The sequence below is a fragment of the Porphyrobacter sp. LM 6 genome (assembly GCF_001720465.1).
Classification (GTDB): Bacteria; Pseudomonadota; Alphaproteobacteria; order Sphingomonadales; family Sphingomonadaceae; genus Erythrobacter.
Map to the genome: position 1 here is coordinate 2,230,677 of NZ_CP017113.1, position 17,078 is coordinate 2,247,754.

18 protein-coding genes, 1 tRNA gene and 1 pseudogene are annotated in these 17,078 nt (G+C 64.4%); 8 read left to right on the forward strand and 12 right to left on the reverse strand.

The window, feature by feature from the left end; all coding sequences use genetic code 11:
- Window positions 1–30: 30 nt before the first annotated feature.
- From BG023_RS10685 to BG023_RS10740, 12 genes are all read right to left on the reverse strand, one after another.
- On the reverse strand, window positions 31–1,056 hold the full coding sequence (locus BG023_RS10685; protein WP_069310443.1) for an aspartate-semialdehyde dehydrogenase: 1,026 nt from the start codon (window positions 1,054–1,056) through the stop codon (window positions 31–33).
- A gap of 79 nt (window positions 1,057–1,135) precedes the next feature.
- Window positions 1,136–3,421 carry a S9 family peptidase gene (locus BG023_RS10690; protein ID WP_069310444.1) on the reverse strand — a complete coding sequence of 762 codons (2,286 nt, stop codon included), beginning with the start codon at window positions 3,419–3,421 and terminating at the stop codon, window positions 1,136–1,138.
- A gap of 143 nt (window positions 3,422–3,564) precedes the next feature.
- Window positions 3,565–3,933 carry a 50S ribosomal protein L19 gene (rplS, locus tag BG023_RS10695; protein WP_069310445.1) on the reverse strand — a complete coding sequence of 123 codons (369 nt, stop codon included), beginning with the start codon at window positions 3,931–3,933 and terminating at the stop codon, window positions 3,565–3,567.
- Window positions 3,930–4,673 carry a tRNA (guanosine(37)-N1)-methyltransferase TrmD gene (gene trmD / locus BG023_RS10700; RefSeq protein WP_069310446.1) on the reverse strand — a complete coding sequence of 248 codons (744 nt, stop codon included), beginning with the start codon at window positions 4,671–4,673 and terminating at the stop codon, window positions 3,930–3,932. Before trmD ends, rplS begins: the two co-directional genes overlap by 4 nt.
- A complete protein-coding gene (locus BG023_RS10705) occupies window positions 4,670–4,999 on the reverse strand; it encodes a hypothetical protein (RefSeq protein WP_069310447.1) in 330 nt (109 codons plus the stop codon). The genes trmD and BG023_RS10705 overlap by 4 nt, the downstream gene beginning before the upstream one ends.
- On the reverse strand, window positions 4,992–5,957 hold the full coding sequence (locus BG023_RS10710) for a carbon-nitrogen hydrolase family protein (protein WP_069310448.1): 966 nt from the start codon (window positions 5,955–5,957) through the stop codon (window positions 4,992–4,994). The genes BG023_RS10705 and BG023_RS10710 overlap by 8 nt, the downstream gene beginning before the upstream one ends.
- A gap of 22 nt (window positions 5,958–5,979) precedes the next feature.
- Window positions 5,980–6,795 (reverse strand): TIGR04222 domain-containing membrane protein, encoded by an 816-nt coding sequence (locus BG023_RS10715; protein WP_069310449.1) that lies wholly within the window; start codon window positions 6,793–6,795, stop codon window positions 5,980–5,982.
- A 154-nt stretch (window positions 6,796–6,949) separates the two neighbouring features.
- A complete protein-coding gene (rimM, locus tag BG023_RS10720; protein WP_069310450.1) occupies window positions 6,950–7,450 on the reverse strand; it encodes a ribosome maturation factor RimM in 501 nt (166 codons plus the stop codon).
- Between the two features lie 6 nt (window positions 7,451–7,456).
- Window positions 7,457–7,993, reverse strand: coding sequence for a 30S ribosomal protein S16 (rpsP, locus tag BG023_RS10725; protein WP_069310451.1), 537 nt, complete (start codon window positions 7,991–7,993; stop codon window positions 7,457–7,459).
- A 57-nt stretch (window positions 7,994–8,050) separates the two neighbouring features.
- Entirely contained in the window at window positions 8,051–9,535 is a 1,485-nt protein-coding gene (ffh, locus tag BG023_RS10730) for a signal recognition particle protein (RefSeq protein WP_069310452.1), read from the reverse strand.
- Between the two features lie 130 nt (window positions 9,536–9,665).
- Window positions 9,666–9,741: transfer RNA gene (locus tag BG023_RS10735), tRNA-Ala, on the reverse strand.
- Between the two features lie 89 nt (window positions 9,742–9,830).
- Entirely contained in the window at window positions 9,831–10,175 is a 345-nt protein-coding gene (locus tag BG023_RS10740) for a TIGR02300 family protein (protein ID WP_069311267.1), read from the reverse strand.
- A gap of 173 nt (window positions 10,176–10,348) precedes the next feature.
- Here BG023_RS10740 and aroA point away from each other — a divergent pair, with 173 nt between their 5' ends.
- The 8 genes and pseudogenes from aroA to gloB all read left to right on the forward strand — a co-directional run bounded on the left by aroA (window position 10,349) and on the right by gloB (window position 17,074).
- Window positions 10,349–11,668 carry a 3-phosphoshikimate 1-carboxyvinyltransferase gene (gene aroA, locus BG023_RS10745; RefSeq protein ID WP_069311268.1) on the forward strand — a complete coding sequence of 440 codons (1,320 nt, stop codon included), beginning with the start codon at window positions 10,349–10,351 and terminating at the stop codon, window positions 11,666–11,668.
- Window positions 11,665–11,892 (forward strand): hypothetical protein, encoded by a 228-nt coding sequence (locus tag BG023_RS10750; RefSeq protein ID WP_069310453.1) that lies wholly within the window; start codon window positions 11,665–11,667, stop codon window positions 11,890–11,892. Before aroA ends, BG023_RS10750 begins: the two co-directional genes overlap by 4 nt.
- Window positions 11,889–12,161 (forward strand): CBU_0592 family membrane protein, encoded by a 273-nt coding sequence (locus BG023_RS10755; RefSeq protein ID WP_069310454.1) that lies wholly within the window; start codon window positions 11,889–11,891, stop codon window positions 12,159–12,161. The genes BG023_RS10750 and BG023_RS10755 overlap by 4 nt, the downstream gene beginning before the upstream one ends.
- Window positions 12,158–13,174, forward strand: a complete 1,017-nt coding sequence (locus tag BG023_RS10760; RefSeq protein WP_069310455.1) for a proline iminopeptidase-family hydrolase — start codon at window positions 12,158–12,160, stop codon at window positions 13,172–13,174. The genes BG023_RS10755 and BG023_RS10760 overlap by 4 nt, the downstream gene beginning before the upstream one ends.
- Window positions 13,171–13,782, forward strand: a pseudogene (gene cmk, locus BG023_RS15085) ((d)CMP kinase); the annotation flags it as partial. The gene BG023_RS10760 and the pseudogene cmk, both read left to right, overlap by 4 nt.
- Before the next feature lie 90 nt (window positions 13,783–13,872).
- Window positions 13,873–14,271, forward strand: a complete 399-nt coding sequence (locus tag BG023_RS15090; RefSeq protein WP_233993104.1) for a GNAT family N-acetyltransferase — start codon at window positions 13,873–13,875, stop codon at window positions 14,269–14,271.
- Between the two features lie 225 nt (window positions 14,272–14,496).
- Window positions 14,497–16,203 (forward strand): 30S ribosomal protein S1, encoded by a 1,707-nt coding sequence (gene rpsA / locus BG023_RS10770; protein WP_069310456.1) that lies wholly within the window; start codon window positions 14,497–14,499, stop codon window positions 16,201–16,203.
- Window positions 16,204–16,318: 115 nt separating this feature from the next.
- Complete coding sequence (gene gloB, locus BG023_RS10775; RefSeq protein ID WP_069310457.1) at window positions 16,319–17,074, forward strand: hydroxyacylglutathione hydrolase; 756 nt, start codon at window positions 16,319–16,321, stop codon at window positions 17,072–17,074.
- Window positions 17,075–17,078 lie beyond the last annotated feature (4 nt).

Here is a 17,078-nt window from a genome sequence, read left to right on the forward strand (position 1 = left end):
CGCCTTCGCCAGCGGCGGCATTGGTGCGTTTCAGCCCTTCTTCAAATGCCGGCGGCCGAGCAGTTCGGCGATCTGCACCGCGTTCAGGGCCGCGCCCTTGCGCAGGTTGTCCGAGACGACCCACATGGTGAGGCCATTCTCCACGGTCGGGTCTTCGCGCACGCGGCTGACAAAGGTCGCCGCATCGCCGACGCATTCGATCGGAGTGATGTAGCCGCCGTCTTCCCGCTTATCGATCAGCATCACGCCGGGGGCTTCGCGCAGGATGTCCATCGCGGCTTCGGCGCTCAGTTCATTCTCGAACTCGATGTTCACCGCTTCCGAGTGGCCGACGAACACCGGCACGCGCACGCAGGTCGCGGTCAGCTTGATCTTGGGATCGAGGATCTTCTTGGTCTCGACCACCATCTTCCATTCTTCCTTGGTCGAACCATCGTCAAGGAAGACGTCGATATGCGGGATCACGTTGAAGGCGATCTGCTTGGTGAACTTCTGCGGCTCGACCGGATCGCCGACAAAGATCGCGCGGCTCTGGGCGAACAGTTCGTCCATCCCGGCCTTCCCCGCGCCGGAGGTCGACTGGTAGGTACTGACAACCACGCGCTTGATCGTGGCGGCATCATGCAACGGCTTCAATGCCACCACGAGCTGCGCGGTCGAGCAGTTGGGGTTGGCGATGATGTTGCGCTTCGTATACCCGTCGATCGCGTCGGGGTTCACCTCCGGCACGATCAGCGGAACGTCGGGGTCCATGCGGTAGAGCGACGAGTTGTCGATCACGATGCAGCCCGCAGCAGCAGCCTTGGGGGCATATTCCTTGGCCGGGCCGGAGCCTGCGGCGAACAGGGCAATATCCCAGCCGGCAAAGTCGAAATGCTCGATGTTCTTGCACTTGAGCATCTTGCCGGTGTCACCGAACTCGACTTCGGTGCCGGTCGAACGCGGCGAGGCGACCGCGGCGACTTCGTCGCACGGGAACTCGCGCTCGGCCAGAACCTGCATCATTTCGCGCCCGACATTGCCGGTCGCGCCGACCACTGCCACCCGGTAACCCACTTGGCATTCTCCTGTGATTTCGCAGCTGCGAGATAGCGTGCGCTGGCCCAAGCGCAACAGCAATCGTCGCAGTGCAGACCTATTCCGCCGCGGGCGAGGTCACTCCGTGCGCTTCGAGGAAGCGGAAGATGCTGTTCCACACATGCGGCCCGATCTTCTCGCCCGACACGCGGTGGGTGTAGCCAGGGTAGAGCATCATCTCGAACGGCACGTTGTTTTCCTGGAGCACGCTGATGAGCTCCGAGGAGTTCTCGAACACCACGTTGTCGTCCGCCATTCCGTGGATCAGCAGCAGGGGATCGCTGATTCTGGTGGCATCGGGGATCGCGCTAGCCTTCTCGTAAGCCTCGGGCACTTCGCGGGGGTTCCCCATGTAGCGTTCGGTGTAGTGGGTGTCATAGAGCTCCCAGCGGGTCACCGGCGCGCCGGAGATGCCCGCTGCATAAAGGCCCGGATCGGCCTCGAGCTGCTTCAGGGTCATGTAGCCGCCATAAGACCAGCCATAGATGGCGATCTTGGCCGGATCGACGAAGGGCAGCGATTTCAGATATTCGGCCCCGGCCTTCTGGTCGCGCACCTCGGCCCCGCCCATCGCGCGGTAAAGCGGCTGTTCAAAGTCCACGCCCCGGTTAGCCGAGCCGCGATTGTCGAGCACGAAGTAGATATAGCCCTTGTCGACCACCGCCTGCGCGAGCGCACCGCCCCAGCCCTTGGTCACCATCTGCGGCCCCGGGCCGCCGTAATGGCTGAAGAAAACAGGGTAACGCTTGCCGGCTTCCATCTTGGGCTTGAGCATCATCCAGTGGAGCGGCGTGCCATCCTCGGCCGGAATGATGCCGAATTCGGGCGTTACGTGCCCCGCAAGGTAAGGCGCATAGGGATGCGCGCCCTCGATCCGGTTCTCCTCGATCCATGCCACGCGGCTGCCATCCGGCGTCGCCAGATAGGACTGCGGCGGCTGGTTCGGGTTGGAGCGGGTGACATAGAGCAGCCGCCCCGCCCCATCCATGCTGGCGCTGTTGGTGAAGGCGGGATCGGTGAGCAGCTCGGGCTCCCCCGTCCCGTCCAGCCGGGCGCGGTAGATCTGCTGGGTGAGAACGTCGGTGGTCGCCTGATAGGTGAAGGTTCCGGCTGCCTCGTCAACGCCGACGAGCGAGGTCACGGGCGAGGTGCCGCGGGTGAGCTGTTGCCACTGCCATCCCTTGAACAGCGTCTCGCCATCATGCGTCTTCAGCGGGCCGAACGAACCCCGATAAAAGTGTCCGAACCCGTCCCGCTCCGACCACCACAGCAGGCTGCCGTCCTTGAGGAAGCGGTAGTTGTCCGACAGGTTCACCCAGTAATCGGGCCGCGCCGCGTTTTCGGTGAACCAGATCTGCGATGCACCCGTCGCCGGATCGACCTTCAGCACGTCGATGCGCGTCTGCGCGCGGTCCTGCCGCTGGACATAGATGGCGCTGCCATCAGGCGCCCAGTCGACGCGGGCGACATAGATATCGAGGTCAAGCCCGAGGTCGACCTTCACCTTGTCCGAACCATCGGGGTTCATCACGAAGAGTTCGACAACGGCATTATCCGTTCCCGCTGCGGGATAGCGCTGATCGAACACCTTGGTGCCCTTGGCCCCTATCGCAGCGCGGGTAACGATGCCGACCGCGGCCTCATCGGTACGCTGCACGACAATGCGGCGATCATCCGGGCTCCACCAATATCCTTGGAGCCGCGCCATTTCCTCCTGCGCGACGAATTCGGCCTCGCCCCAGCGAATGGTTTCGCCTTCCGACGGAGTGACGGGGGCGGCCTCCCCGCCGACCGGGCCGACCCATAGCCGCCGGTCACGCACGAAGCTGACATAGCCGCCCTTGCTCGAAAGCTTGGGGTTGAGTTCTGTCCCCTCGGTATCAGTCAACCGGGTGACAGTGCCGTCCAGCTTGGCAAGGAACAGATCGCCGTCGAGCGGCACCAGCACCCCCGCCCCATCGCTCGCCCACTGGTAGCTGATGATACCCTTGAGGCTGCCGACGCGCGCTCGCTCGCGCTGCATCTTCTCGTCTTCGGACAGCTCGCGCCCGCTGCCGAGCGCCTCCGAATCCACCAGCATCCGCCATTCACGGGTCTGGATGTCGTAGCCCCACAGATCATAGCGGTCGCGATCCTCGGCGCGGTTGCGCAGCAGGGTGAGATAGCGGCCATCGGGCGAAAGCTTCACCTGACGCGGCGCCGGACCATCAAGCCCGGGCGAGGCGAAGACGCGTTCGAGTGAGAGGGTCGGGACAGTCTCAGGCATCGCGGCGCTCTCCGCCAGCACCGGCGTTGTCAGACAAGTCGTAAGACTCAGGGCAACCGCAGCAAGAACCGAACGCATTCAAAGCTCACCTCGTCATGGCGCGCCGCCGGAAGAACAACGCGCCGATGCTCCTCGCAATGACCGGCGGGAATGGCAAGAGCCCCAAAGCAAAAGGGCGGCCCCATCGGAGCCGCCCTTCGTGTTTCTTTGGCTTGAAAGCCTTACGCCTTGGGCGCGGTGGCCTTGCGCTCGACGATACGCGCGCTCTTGCCGGTGCGGCCGCGCAGGTAATAGAGCTTGGCGCGACGCACCACGCCGCGGCGGACCACGGTGATGCTTTCGACGATCGGCGAGTAGAGCGGGAAGACGCGCTCGACGCCTTCGCCGAAGCTCATCTTGCGCACGGTGAAGTTCGAACCCATGCCGCGGTTCGAGCGGGCGATCACGACGCCTTCATAGGCCTGGATACGCTCGCGGTTGCCTTCCTTCACCTTCACGCCGACGCGGACGGTGTCGCCAGCGCGGAATTCGGGGATGTCCTTGCCGGACTTGGCGATTTCTTCGGCTTCAATCTGCTGGATCAGGTTCACTGGTCCGGTTCCTTAGTTTTGCGCCGCGCGCCAGAGGCAGGTTGGACCGGATCGCCACTATAGCGTTCCCACAAGTCCGGCCTGCGTGACCGAGTATCATTCTCGCTCCTTGCCTTACGCCAAGCAGCGATTTTCGCATGATCCCCCGATCGCAGCACTTCGGGGATCGTGCGCCCTTCCCATTCAACAGGTCGGGTATAGTGCGGATATTCAAGGAGGCCGTTTTCGTACGACTCCTCGGTCCCGCTGGAAGGCGCGCCCATTACGCCGGGAAGCAGCCGAATGCAAGCGTCAAGGATGGTGAGCGCCGCCATCTCGCCGCCGGAGAGAACGATGTCGGCGAGGCTGACCTGCTCGATCTCGGGGCGGGCATCAAACAGGCGCTCGTCGAAACCCTCGAAACGGCCGCACAGGATGATGACACCGGGACCTTGGGCGATCTCGCGGATGCGCTGTTGGGTAATGGGTTTCCCACGCGGGGTCATGGCGAGGATGGGGCGTCCGGCCGCAGGAGCGCTGTCGAGCGCGCGGGCCAGCACATCGCACTTCAGCACCATCCCCGCCCCGCCGCCTGCGGGCGTATCATCGACCGTGCGGTGCTTATCCTCGGCGAAGTCGCGGATCTGCACCGTCTCGCAGGCCCACTTGCCCTCGGCGAGCGCGCGCCCTGCTAGCGAGACGCCGAGCGGCCCGGGGAACATCTCCGGATAGAGCGTGAGGATTGTGGCGGCGAAGGTCATGACTTGAGACTACGATGTTTCCAGAGCCGGACGACAAAGGCGACCGGCACGGCAACCGCCAGATAAGCAATCGGCAAAAGTGTCCCGAAGAACACCAAGGCCACGAAATCGGCGCGAGCTGTATCAAAATCGCCTTCCTGCCAACCGTCAGGGATGGGGCGCGGAAACAGCGTCACAGAAAGGGCAATCCCGAGCGACAGCAGCGGCACAATGGCGACGCCCCACCACCATTTGGGGAGTTTGCGAGATGCTGTCATGCTTCGGACCAGCAGAGAAACGATGGTCGCAAGAGCGAAGGCGATCATGATGTCGAGCGCATTATGCATCAGCTTGTCCGCTCCAGTTCACCCCGTCTTTCGCCCGCATATCAACCGTCAGCTCGAACACATCGGGCCGCGCATAGTGCCCGTCGGTATCTAGGTTCGCCAGCCCCTCGGCCACTTCGGCAAGGTCGAGCTCGGCGAACAGCGTCTCCTCCCCCTCCCCAGCCTGCGCGATCAGGCGGGTGTCGGGGGCGGCGATCAGGGAGCCGCAGCGGTTGAGCACCTCGCCGGGGATCGCCTCGAGCAGTTCGCGCGCCGCAGCATCACCGCCCACGCGCTCGACCCCGTCCCGCAGATCGTCCTTCCTCTGCACAAGTCCCGCCGCCAGCACGAAGCACCTGCCCTCCATCGCATAGTGTCGCGAGGCGATCTGGTGGCTCTCGCGCACTGTCGGCCAAGCGGCGACGTGCACGTCCTCCCCGAGGTTGTGCATCGCGGCGCGGGCGAGCGGCATCCAATGCTCCCAGCAAAGCAGCGTGCCGAGGCGGCCCCATTCGGCCTGATGCACGCCCAAGGTCGAACCATCGCCGCGCGCCCAGATCAGGCGCTCGCCATGGGTCGGGACCAGCTTGCGGTGATCGAGCACCGGAAGGCCGGGGCGGAAGGTGAGCTGGTTGTTGACGAGGCTGCGCCGGACCCGCTCATGCGCGCCGACGGAGATAATCGCGCCGCTCTCATCGGCCAGTTCCTGCAAGGGCAACAGCCGCTCGTCGTTCGCCACGACCGCCTGTTCGAGCATAATCCGGTGCAGCGCCTTGCTGCCGGGATGATCCCACAGTGCTGCACCGGGTGCCTCGTCGAGCCACAGGGGATAGCCGCCAAGGAAGGTTTCGCCGAAGGCCACGACCTTCGCGCCGCTCTTTACCGCCGCGCGGGCGAGCTTCACGGCCTTATCGATCCCGGCATGAAAATCGAGCGGGATCGGAGCGGCTTGGATGACGGCAACGGAAAGCGTAGTCATGACGTGCGCTTACGCGCGCAGGTCAGTCCCCGCAACCGCCGCCGTCGCCACTGCAATCGGTTCCGCCATCGCTTGTGCTGGCCATGCCGCCATCACCCGGTGCCCGGCGGAGCGTGTGGAGCGCTGCCCACGGCGTGTTCGCGAGCACCTGCGTCCCGAACAGCGCAACCGCCAAACCAGCCTCGTCGGCACGGGTCGGACCTTGTCGCAGGTGCGCGGAATGGTCCTGCATCTCGCGCAGCAACTGGATGCCGGCCTTGGTCCGGGGATCGAACCGCACAAACCGAGCCAATGCGACCGCAGCCGTCACGATGAGCAGCCCCACCAACATTTCGGTCGCCTCGCCCAGCATGCTGCCGGATCGCTGGCGGTAGAACCCGACAACGAGCAGGCCAAGCAGCGGTGCAACCGATAACCAGCGAAGCCGCGTGCGCTGTTCCGGGCCGAGTAACAATCCAGCCCGTCGCAACCGCGCAGCAATGCGGTTCTGGTGGATCTGCAAGGCGCGGCCAGCCTCGCCAAGGGTAAAGGGAACGCGAAGAGCAAGCAGCGCACGCCCGGCGGCACTTGTGGGCAGGCCGGGTTCGACGACGCACAGCGTGCGCCCACTGGCCTCGGCTATGCCGCCACGGGCAATAAGATCGGCGAGAAGCGAATCACTATGCAATGCCCCGCCACCTGACAGCATCGCGATATCTTCCGCATCAGACGATTCGGCGCGCTGACCAAGCGGGCGAAAATGGTTCGGGATCCACCATGCAAGCAGGCCGCTCGTGCCCAGCAGCACGATGTAAACCAGCAGAAAATCGCTGCCCGTCCAGGACGAGAACAGCTGCATTGGTCGATCCTTCCCGCACGAGCGGCCATTGCAGCAATGGCCAACCCCTGCGCCAGCGCGACCCGGCGTGGACCGAGGATACCACCGGGAAGGTTAACACCAAACCCCCGCAAAAGGGCGTAGGCCGCAATTCGCGTCTTTGGGTGAACGCTGATCAGTCTTGGGCAAAGGCAGCGGCGATGACCAGCCGCTCGGCATTCCATTCCAGCACCGCTGCGGGGATCATCGGCACCATGAAGGTCTTCGGCCCTTTCTCGGGCGCGGGTTCGCGGGTGATTTCGATGATGTCGGTCGCGCCGAAATTCTCGATGGAGAGAACGGTTCCGACAGTCTCGCCCGCATCGGTCACCACCGGCAGGCCGAGCAGATCGGTATGGTAGAATTCGCCCTCTTCCAGCGGCGGAAGCGCATCGCGGGGGACGGTCAGCGTGGTGCCGCGTAGCCGCTCGGCATCGGCGCGGGAGGCGCATTCGGCAAATCGGGCTACCGCCCCACCCTTGCCGTCTTCGCGCAGCTTGACGAGTGTCAGCGCACCGTCATTGAAACTCTTGTGGCGCTTAAGCGCCGTTACGCCCTCGCCGAACAGCTTGAGGCGAACCTCGCCCGCCACCCCGTGCGCGCCGGCAATGGCGGCTAGGGTGACGGGCTTGGTCATTCAGACTTAGCCTTCGGCCTGTTCTTCGGCGGCAGCTTCTTCGGCAGCCGGAGCTTCCTCAGCGGCAGCCTCTTCAGCGGCGGGCGCTTCCTCGACAGCAGCTTCTTCGGCGGCGGGCGCTTCTTCAGCCGGCGCTTCTTCGGCAGCCGGAGCCGCGGCAGCAGCCTTGGCTGCTTCCTCAGCAGCGCGCGCGGCCTCTTCAGCCTCAGCGATCTTGGCGGCACGCTCTTCGGCGCGCTCCTTGGCCTTTTCGCCCGGCTCACCCTTCTTGGGGTTCACGCGAGCCGCGCGCTCCTTGATGCCGGCGGCGTCAAGGAACCGGGCAACGCGGTCGGTCGGCTGCGCACCGACACCGAGCCAGTAGCGGGCGCGATCTTCGTTGAGCTTCACGCGCTCGGCCGAATCCTTGGCGAGCAGCGGGTTGTAGGTCCCGATCTGCTCGAGATACTTGCCGTCGCGGGGCGAGCGGCTGTTGGCGACGACGATGCGGTAGTACGGACGCTTCTTGGCGCCGCCGCGCGAAAGCCGGATGGAAATCGACATGACTTGTTACCTTTCGATTGGAATTGTCTGAATTGAAACGAGATACCTGAACTGAAACTACTTCTTGCGCGGCGGGCCGCCGAGGCCGGGCAGGCCACCCATGCCTCCAGGACCGCCCAGCCCCGGAAGGCCACCAGCGCCGCCACCGGGCAGGCCGGGCATTCCGCCCCCCATGCCACCCATCGGGCCACCGCCACCCATGCCGCCGCCGAACATTGCAGCGAGGCCCTTGAGTCCGCCCATCTTCTTGATCTGCTTCATCGCGCGGGCCATTTCCTGGTGCATCTTGAGCACCTTGTTGACCGTCTGCACATCGGTCCCGCTGCCGGCCGCTACGCGCTTCTTGCGCTTGGCGTTCATCAGATCGGGATTGGCGCGTTCCTTGGCGGTCATCGACGAGATGATCGCCTCCATGTGGAGCAGAACCTTGTCGTCCATGCCCGAATTGGCCATCGCGGCCTTGGCCTTTTTCATGCCCGGCATCATGCCTGCCAGCATCCCCAGCCCGCCCATGTTGCGCATCTGCTTGAGCTGCATGGCGAGATCGTCGAGGTCGAACTTGCCCTTCTCGAGATTGCGGGCGAGCTTTTCGGCCTCTTCTTCCTTGATCGTCGCCGCAGCGCGTTCGACCAGGCTGACGACGTCGCCCATGCCGAGGATGCGGTCGGCAACCGAACCGGGCCGGAACACTTCAAGCGCGTCGAGCTTTTCGCCCGTCCCGGCGAACTTGATCGGCTTGCCGGTGACCGCGCGCATCGAGAGCGCCGCACCGCCGCGGGCGTCACCGTCCATGCGGGTGAGAACCACGCCGGTCAGCGGCACTTCTCCGCTAAAGCTCTGCGCAACGTTGACCGCGTCCTGACCGGTGAGCGAATCCACCACCAGCAGCACTTCGTTAGGGGCCGACACACTGGCGATGGCTTTCATCTCGGCCATCAACGCGTCATCGACATGGAGGCGGCCCGCAGTGTCGAGCAGCAGCACGTCGAAGTTCTGGAGCCGCGCGGATTCCATCGCCCGGCGCGCGATATCAACCGGCTGCTGGCCGGCGATGATCGGCAGGGTGGCGGCATCGACCTGGGTGCCCAGCACCGCCAGCTGCTCCTGCGCCGCCGGACGGTTGACGTCGAGCGAGGCCATCAGCGCCTTCTTGCCGTGACGTTCGCGGATCAGCTTTGCGAGCTTGGCGGTGGTGGTCGTCTTACCCGAGCCCTGCAGACCGACCATCATGATCACGACCGGCGGGCGCGCGTCGAGGTTCAGCCCTTCGGTTTCGTGGCCGCCAAGGGTTTCGACCAGCTCGTCATGGACGATCTTGATAACCTGCTGGCCCGGCGTGACCGAGCGCAGCACATCCTGCCCGACTGCCTTTTCGGTGACCGCATCGATGAAGCGGCGCGCGACGGGGAGCGCGACATCGGCTTCGAGCAGAGCAATGCGAACTTCGCGCATCGCATCACGCACGTCCTGCTCGCGCAGGGCGCCGCGGCCCTTCAGCCGGTCAAAGACCCCGCCAAGCCGGTCAGACAGCGTGTCGAACATCGCCAACGTCTCCTCGCGCACGCCGGAGCGATGCGCATCATGCGAAAAACGCCGGCGGACGAAACCTCGTCGGCCAGCGTTGCGGAAGGTGCCCCTACGGGACGAGCCTTTCGACTTTGATCAGAATGACTGGTGGAGCCTAGCGGGATCGAACCGCTGACCTCAACACTGCCAGTGTTGCGCTCTCCCAGCTGAGCTAAGGCCCCGAGCCAGTCATCATGCGAAGCAGAACGTGGTGCCCTGTTCGCGGGAGGCGGCCATTATAAGGGCCGCTCTCCCCTTGCAAGCGAAAAAATCAGCTGTCGTCTTCGTCGTCGCTGCCAGCGCCGGTATCGACGCCGAGATCGTCGTCACCGCCGAGATCGACATCGTTGTCGGGCGAATCGCCATCTTCGTCGATGTCTTCGATGTCCTCGAGATCGCCGAGATCGTCATCGCCGCCGAGATCCGCGTCAGCATCGGCATCCTGCTTCTTCTCGATTTCCTCGAACGGGATCGGCTGCTTCGACTTGAGCACCGGCTCCGGATTCCAAGTTTCGCCGCACTCGATGCAGCTCACCGGATCATCCTTGCCCAGATCGTAGAATCGTTCCCCGCACTTGGGGCAGGTACGCTTGGTACCCCATTCAGGCTTCGCCATCGTCATTCCTCAAATCAGGCCGGCCCTCAAAGGCGGGCGGGCCAAACAGCTGCAAAATCGCGGGTGGATTGTATCGAAAAGTGGGTTCCGGCAAGCCCTTTATCAAGGGGCCGGCCCGGCTCGCGCGGCGCGCCTTGCCAGAAGCGCGGGGCGCTGTCAAAGACCGCGACCTTATGACCAGCCACACCTTTGTTCACCAAGGCCCGCTGACGGGCGCGATCAATGTCCCGGGCGACAAGTCGATCAGCCACCGCTCGCTGATGTTTGCCGGGCTGGCTGTGGGCAGAAGCACGATCCACGGGCTGCTCGAAGGCGAGGACGTGCTCTCTACCGCTGCAGCAATGCGCGCATTCGGGGCACAGATCACGCGCGGGGATGATGGCACTTGGACCGTGGACGGGGTAGGCGTTGGCAGCCTGCTTGAACCGCGTCAGGCGCTCGACATGGGCAACTCGGGCACGTCGACCCGCTTGCTGATGGGGTTGGTGGCAAGCCATCCGATCACCGCGACATTTATCGGCGATGCAAGCCTTTCGGGCCGCCCGATGAAGCGCGTGATCGATCCGCTGTCGCTGATGGGCGCTAGCTTCGAGGCGAGCGCCGGTGGAACCCTGCCCCTCATGCTGCGCGGTGCTTCTCCGGCCGTGCCGATCACCTACCGTCTGCCCGTGGCGAGCGCACAGGTGAAGAGCGCAGTGCTGCTCGCCGGCCTCAACACCCCCGGCATTACCCGTGTGATCGAGCCCGTCCCCACCCGCGACCACACCGAGCGGATGCTGACCGGCTTCGGCGTGAAGTTGGAAGTCGGCGCGGAGAACGGCGAGGCCGTTATCGGCATCCACGGCGAGGCAGAATTGCGGCCTATGGACGTCGTCGTCCCGGGCGATCCCTCCTCGGCCGCCTTCTTCATGGTGGCCGCATCGATTGTTCCGGGCAGCGATCTCACGATCCGCAATGTCGGACTCAATCCGACCCGCGCGGGGCTGCTTCAGGTGCTGCGCCAGATGGGCGCGGACATCGAGGAAGTGGATGCCCGCGAAGTCGGCGGGGAACCGGTCGCCGATCTACGGGTCCGCCATGCCCAGCTCTCCGGCATCGACGTTGACCCAGCCATAGCTCCCGCGATGATCGATGAATTCCCTGTCCTGTTTGTCGCCGCCGCGCTCGCCAGCGGCACGACACGCACCACCGGTCTTGAGGAACTGCGGGTCAAGGAAAGCGATCGCCTCGCCACGATGGCCGCTGCGCTCCAACTGGCCGGCGCCCGGGTCGAGGAACATGAGGATGGTCTCACCATTCACGGCACCGGCGACGATCCCCTTACCGGAACCCCTGAAGGCGCAAACGTCGCGACCCGGCTCGATCACCGCATAGCGATGAGCATGGCCGTGGCGGGCCTCGTCAGCCGCAACGGCGTGAGCGTCGATGATACCAGCCCGATCAACACCAGCTTCCCGACCTTCATGGGACTACTCGACGAGGCGGCGCGGTGAGCGGCAGGGTCGCGATCTACAGCATCGGGATCGGGATCGCTGTCCTTGCCACCATTATCTATCGCCATCTTGTGATGGGCGTTCCGATCGCCTTCGACCGGCTGCTGCTCGCCTGCCTGCTGCTGCCGGTATTCGGCTTTTTGATCTGGTTGCGATGGGACTGGGCACCGGCAGAAGGTCGCAAGGCGCGTGCGACTCGCCATCACGAGGACGACAAGCCATGAACACCCCGTTCGACTGGGCGAGCATCGTCGGTTTGTTCGGCACGGCCTGCATTATCGGCGCCTACGCCTATCTGACGCTGGCTAAGGCGACCAACCCCTTCCTCCTCCACGGAACCAACCTCATGGGAGCCGCCTTGCTCACGGTGTCGCTGATGGTGCACACCAACTGGGCGAGCCTCGTGCTGGAAGGCTTCTGGGCGTCGATTGCGATTTTCGGACTGGTGCGGGCCTGGCGTAGCCGGTCCATGGTCGAAGAGGACAAGGCATGATCGTCAAATCACTGGCAGCCGCCGCGCTCGCCTTTCTTCCGCTAGCCGTTCAGGCCCAAAGCACCGCCCTGCCCACTGATCCCGCCGCCGACTGGTCAGTCGCAACGTCGGAGCACCGCGTGGCGGTCGAGGGCGGCAAGGTTTGGGTGCGAGTCAACGGGACCATCGGAGAGGGGGCGACCCCGGTCATCTTCATTCACGGCGGCCCAGGCGGAACACATCTGGGTTTCGGCGGGCTTCTGAGCCTTGCCGACCAGCGTCCGGTGATCCTCTACGACCAGCTCGACAGCGGCATGTCGGATCATCCCGAGGACCCGAAAAACTGGCGCCCAGAACGCTTCGTTGCCGAGCTCGAGGCGATCCGCAAGGAACTCGGCATCGCACGCTGGCACGTTATCGGCCATAGCTGGGGCTCGGCGCTCGCGCTCGAATACGCCGCTGCCTATCCGGAACACACGGCCTCCGCCGTGCTCAGCGGCACCTTCATTTCCACACCGCACTGGATCACCGGCACCAACCTTCTGATCCGCGACCTGCCTGACGACGTTGCGGCCGCGATCCGCGCCTGCGAGGGTCCGAAGCCGCCCGCTGCCGCCATATGCGGACCCGCCACCGCTGCCTTCTATGCGGCCTACAACGGCCGCCCCGACCGCCCCGCCCCCTCGCCCGCAGCCATCGCTTACCGTACGCGATATGGCGGCAAGGGCTTCAACGCCAAGGTCTACAACGCCATGTGGGGGCCGACCGAATTCCGCGCCTCGGGCTCGCTGGCGAGTTACGATGCCACCCACTTGCTCTCACGGATCGATGGCAAGCGCGTGATGTTCGTGGTGGGTCAATATGACGAGGCGCGTCTCGACACAGTGCAGGATTTCGTCGCGCTCACCCCCGGTGCGGAACTCGCCGTGGTGCCGGGGGGCAGCCATGCCTTTATCGGCGAACGTCCCGATGTCGCCGAAGCGATCTACCGCGACTGGATGGCCCGAATCGACGCGCGCGAGGCATCGGAATGATCATCGCGGTCGATGGCCCCACCGCGAGCGGCAAAGGCACCATCGCCAAGGCGCTCGCCGCACATTTCGGGCTGCCGCATTTGGATACCGGGATGCTCTATCGCGCGGTCGGACGGCAGGTACAGCTATCCGGCGGCGATCCCGACAACGCCGACGATGCCTTGGCCGCCTGCGCCTTTCCCGATGCGCTGCTCGACGATGAGATTCTGCGCTCCGAAGAAATGGGGGGCTTCGCAAGTCGCGTATCGGTCCACCCTGGGGTGCGAAAAGCCCTATATGAGCGCCAGCGCGCCTTCGCGCTGCAACCGGGTGGCGCGGTGCTCGATGGGCGTGATATCGGCACGGTCATTGCGCCCGATGCACAGGTGAAGCTGTTCGTCACCGCCAGCGTTGCCGAACGCGCTCGCCGGCGCTGGCTCGAGATGCAAGCGCGCGGGAGCGACGTTGCCCTTGTCGATATCGAACGCGACATTGCGGCCCGTGACGCGCGCGACATCAACCGTGCCGATGCGCCATTAATGGCCGCACCCGACGCACTTGTTCTGGACACCACGTTCTTCGGCCGCGAGCAGGCAATCGAAGCCGCGATCGAAGCCGTACTGACAGCGCGAGGCGAGCGACCTGACCTGCGGATCAGGCCCTTCGACGAGACGCTGGCCCGCCATTTTCACGACATCAATGCCGAGTGGATCGAGTCCATGTTCCGGCTCGAACCCACCGACCGCGAGGTGCTCGAAAACCCGCGCGAGAAGATCATTGTGCCGGGTGGCGACATCCTGTTCGTCGAGGCTCCCGGCCTCGGGATCGTGGGAACCTGCGCCTTGCAGCGCACTGGCCCGGGAGCGTTCGAACTGACCAAGATGGGCGTGTGCGAGAATGCGCGCGGAATGAAGGCAGGCGAATTTCTGCTGGAGGCCGTGATCAGGCGCGCAAAGGAGCTGGGCGCGACCAGGCTCTATCTTCTCACCAACCACAAGTGCGCGGCCGCGATCCACCTCTACGAAAAGCTCGGCTTCGTCCATGATGCCGGAATCATGGCCGACTACGGCGCCCGCTACGAACGCTGCGACGTCGCGATGCTCTACAAGGGCAACTAAGACAGCAGCCGCCCCCATTTTCCTTGCTTTCGACTGCGCTTTCACCTAGGCGCCCGCCCGTTCTCGAAATCTTTATCGGTTGAAGGAACCTTCGCGCCAGCATGGGGCTGCACGGAGAAGTCTGCCTCTTGCCCCGCCAGCCCCGGCAATGGTGCCTGGGAAGCGGAGAAAGACCCCGGAAAAACCGGTGGCCGGTAGCACAACGAAACAGGACTTAGATCCACTATGGCAACGCAAATGCCCACCCGCGCCGATTTCGAGGCGCTCCTCAATGAACAGCTCGGCGGCGCCGGCGAAGACGGCTTCGAAGGCCGCGTCGTCAAGGGCACCGTCACCGCGATCGAAAACGGCTATGCCGTGATCGACGTCGGCCTCAAGAGCGAAGGCCGCATCTCCCTCAAGGAATTCTCGCGCGGCGAAGACGACCACGGCCTGACCGTTGGCGGCGAAGTCGAAGTCTTCGTTGACCGCGTCGAAAACGCCGACGGCGAAGCCATGCTGTCGCGTGACCGCGCCCGCCGCGAAGCTGCGTGGGACAAGCTGGAAAGCGAATTCGGCGAAGGCAAGCGCGTCGAAGGCCGCATCTTCGGCCGCGTCAAGGGCGGCTTCACCGTCGACCTCGATGGCGCCGTGGCGTTCCTCCCCGGCTCGCAAGTCGATATCCGCCCGGTGCGCGATGTCACCCCGTTGATGGACGTGCCGCAGCCCTTCCAGATCCTCAAGATGGATCGTCGTCGCGGCAACATCGTCGTGTCGCGTCGTGCCGTCCTCGAAGAAACCCGCGCCGAACAGCGCAGCGAACTGATCAACGATCTGGTCGAAGGCCAGATCATCGATGGCGTGGTCAAGAACATCACCGATTACGGTGCCTTCGTCGACCTCGGCGGCATCGACGGCCTGCTGCACGTCACCGACATGAGCTACAAGCGCGTCAACCACCCGAGCGAAGTGATCGCCATCGGCGATACCGTGACCGTGCAGATCGTGCGCATCAATGCCGATACGCAGCGCATCAGCCTCGGCATGAAGCAGCTTGAAAGCGATCCGTGGGATGGCGTGGCCGCCAAGTATCCGGTCGGCGCCAAGCTGTCGGGTCAGGTCACCAACATCACCGAATACGGCGCGTTCGTCGAGCTCGAACCGGGCATCGAAGGCCTCGTGCACGTTTCGGAAATGAGCTGGACCAAGAAGAACGTCCACCCGGGCAAGATCGTCTCGACCTCGCAGGAAGTCGAAGTCCTGGTGCTCGAAGTCGACAGCGACAAGCGTCGCATCAGCCTCGGCCTCAAGCAGGCCCAGCGCAATCCGTGGGACGAGTTCGCCGAGAAGCACCCGGTTGGCTCGGTCGTCGAAGGCGAAGTCAAGAACGCGACCGAATTCGGTCTGTTCGTCGGCCTCGATGGCGACGTCGACGGCATGGTGCACATGTCGGACATCGCCTGGGGCATCTCGGGCGAAGACGCGCTGGCACTCCACCGCAAGGGCGAGATGGTCAAGGCCGTCGTGCTCGACGTCGACGTCGACAAGGAGCGCATCAGCCTCGGCATGAAGCAGCTCGAAAAGGGCGCGCCTTCGGCTGAAGCGGCCTCGAGCGGCTCCAGCCTCCGCAAGAACCAGACCGTCACCGTCACCGTGCTCGAAGTGCGCGACGGCGGCCTCGAAGTTCAGGTCGGCGAAGATGGTGCGACCGGCTTCATCAAGCGTTCGGACCTCGGACGCGACCGCGACGAACAGCGCCCCGACCGCTTCCAGGTCGGCAGCAAGGTCGACGCGATGGTGATCGGCTTCGACCGTTCGAAGAAGCCCAACTTCTCGATCAAGGCGCGTCAGATCGCCGAAGAAAAGGAAGCTGTCGCTCAGTTCGGTTCGTCGGACTCGGGCGCTTCGCTCGGCGACATCCTTGGCGCCGCGCTCAAGAAGGGCAGCGAATAAGGAATTGGCATAGCGCTCGCCGCTTTGGGTGAGCGCCGCTCAATAGATGAAAGGCCCGCTTGCTTCGCGCAGGCGGGCCTTTTCCTTTGGGGCCAAGCGGCGTAAGGTCCGCAGCATGATCCACGTTCACCAATTCCCCTGCCTTAGCGACAACTACGGCTACCTCGTCCACGACACCGACAGCCACGAAACTGCGGCGATCGACACCCCCGATGGCACCGAGTACCTCCGTCAGGCGGAGCTCAAGGGCTGGCGCATCACCCAGATCTGGAACACGCATTGGCACCCCGATCACGCCGGCGGAAACGAAGCGATCAAGGCCGCCACCGGCTGCACCATCACTGGCCCGGCCGAGATTGAAGGCAAGTTCCCGATCGACCGCATCGTCGGCCACGGCGACGTGGTTATGCTGGGCGATGCACAGGCCCAAGTGATCGATGTCTCGGGCCACACCAACGGGCACATCGCCTTCCATCTGCCAGCATCAGGCATTGCCTTTGTCGGCGACAGCGTCTTCGCGCTCGGCTGCGGGCGGATGTTCGAAGGCGAACCCAAGCAGTTCTGGTCAAGTCTTTCCAGGATCAAGGCTCTGCCCGCCCAAACCCTGCTCTATTGCGCGCACGAATACACCGCATCGAACGCACGCTTTGCGCTCCATGCCGACCCCGACAATACCGCGCTGAAGGCCTATGCCGAGGAAATCGGGGCCAAACGCGCGCGTGACGAATGGACCGTGCCGACCATGCTTGAGCGAGAGCTGGCCACCAACCCCTTCCTGCGCGCCGATGATCCGGCGATGATGGCGCGTTGGGGCGGTGCCGCTCCACACGAAACCTTTGCGGCATTGCGGACGGCCAAGGACAATTTCTAGCATC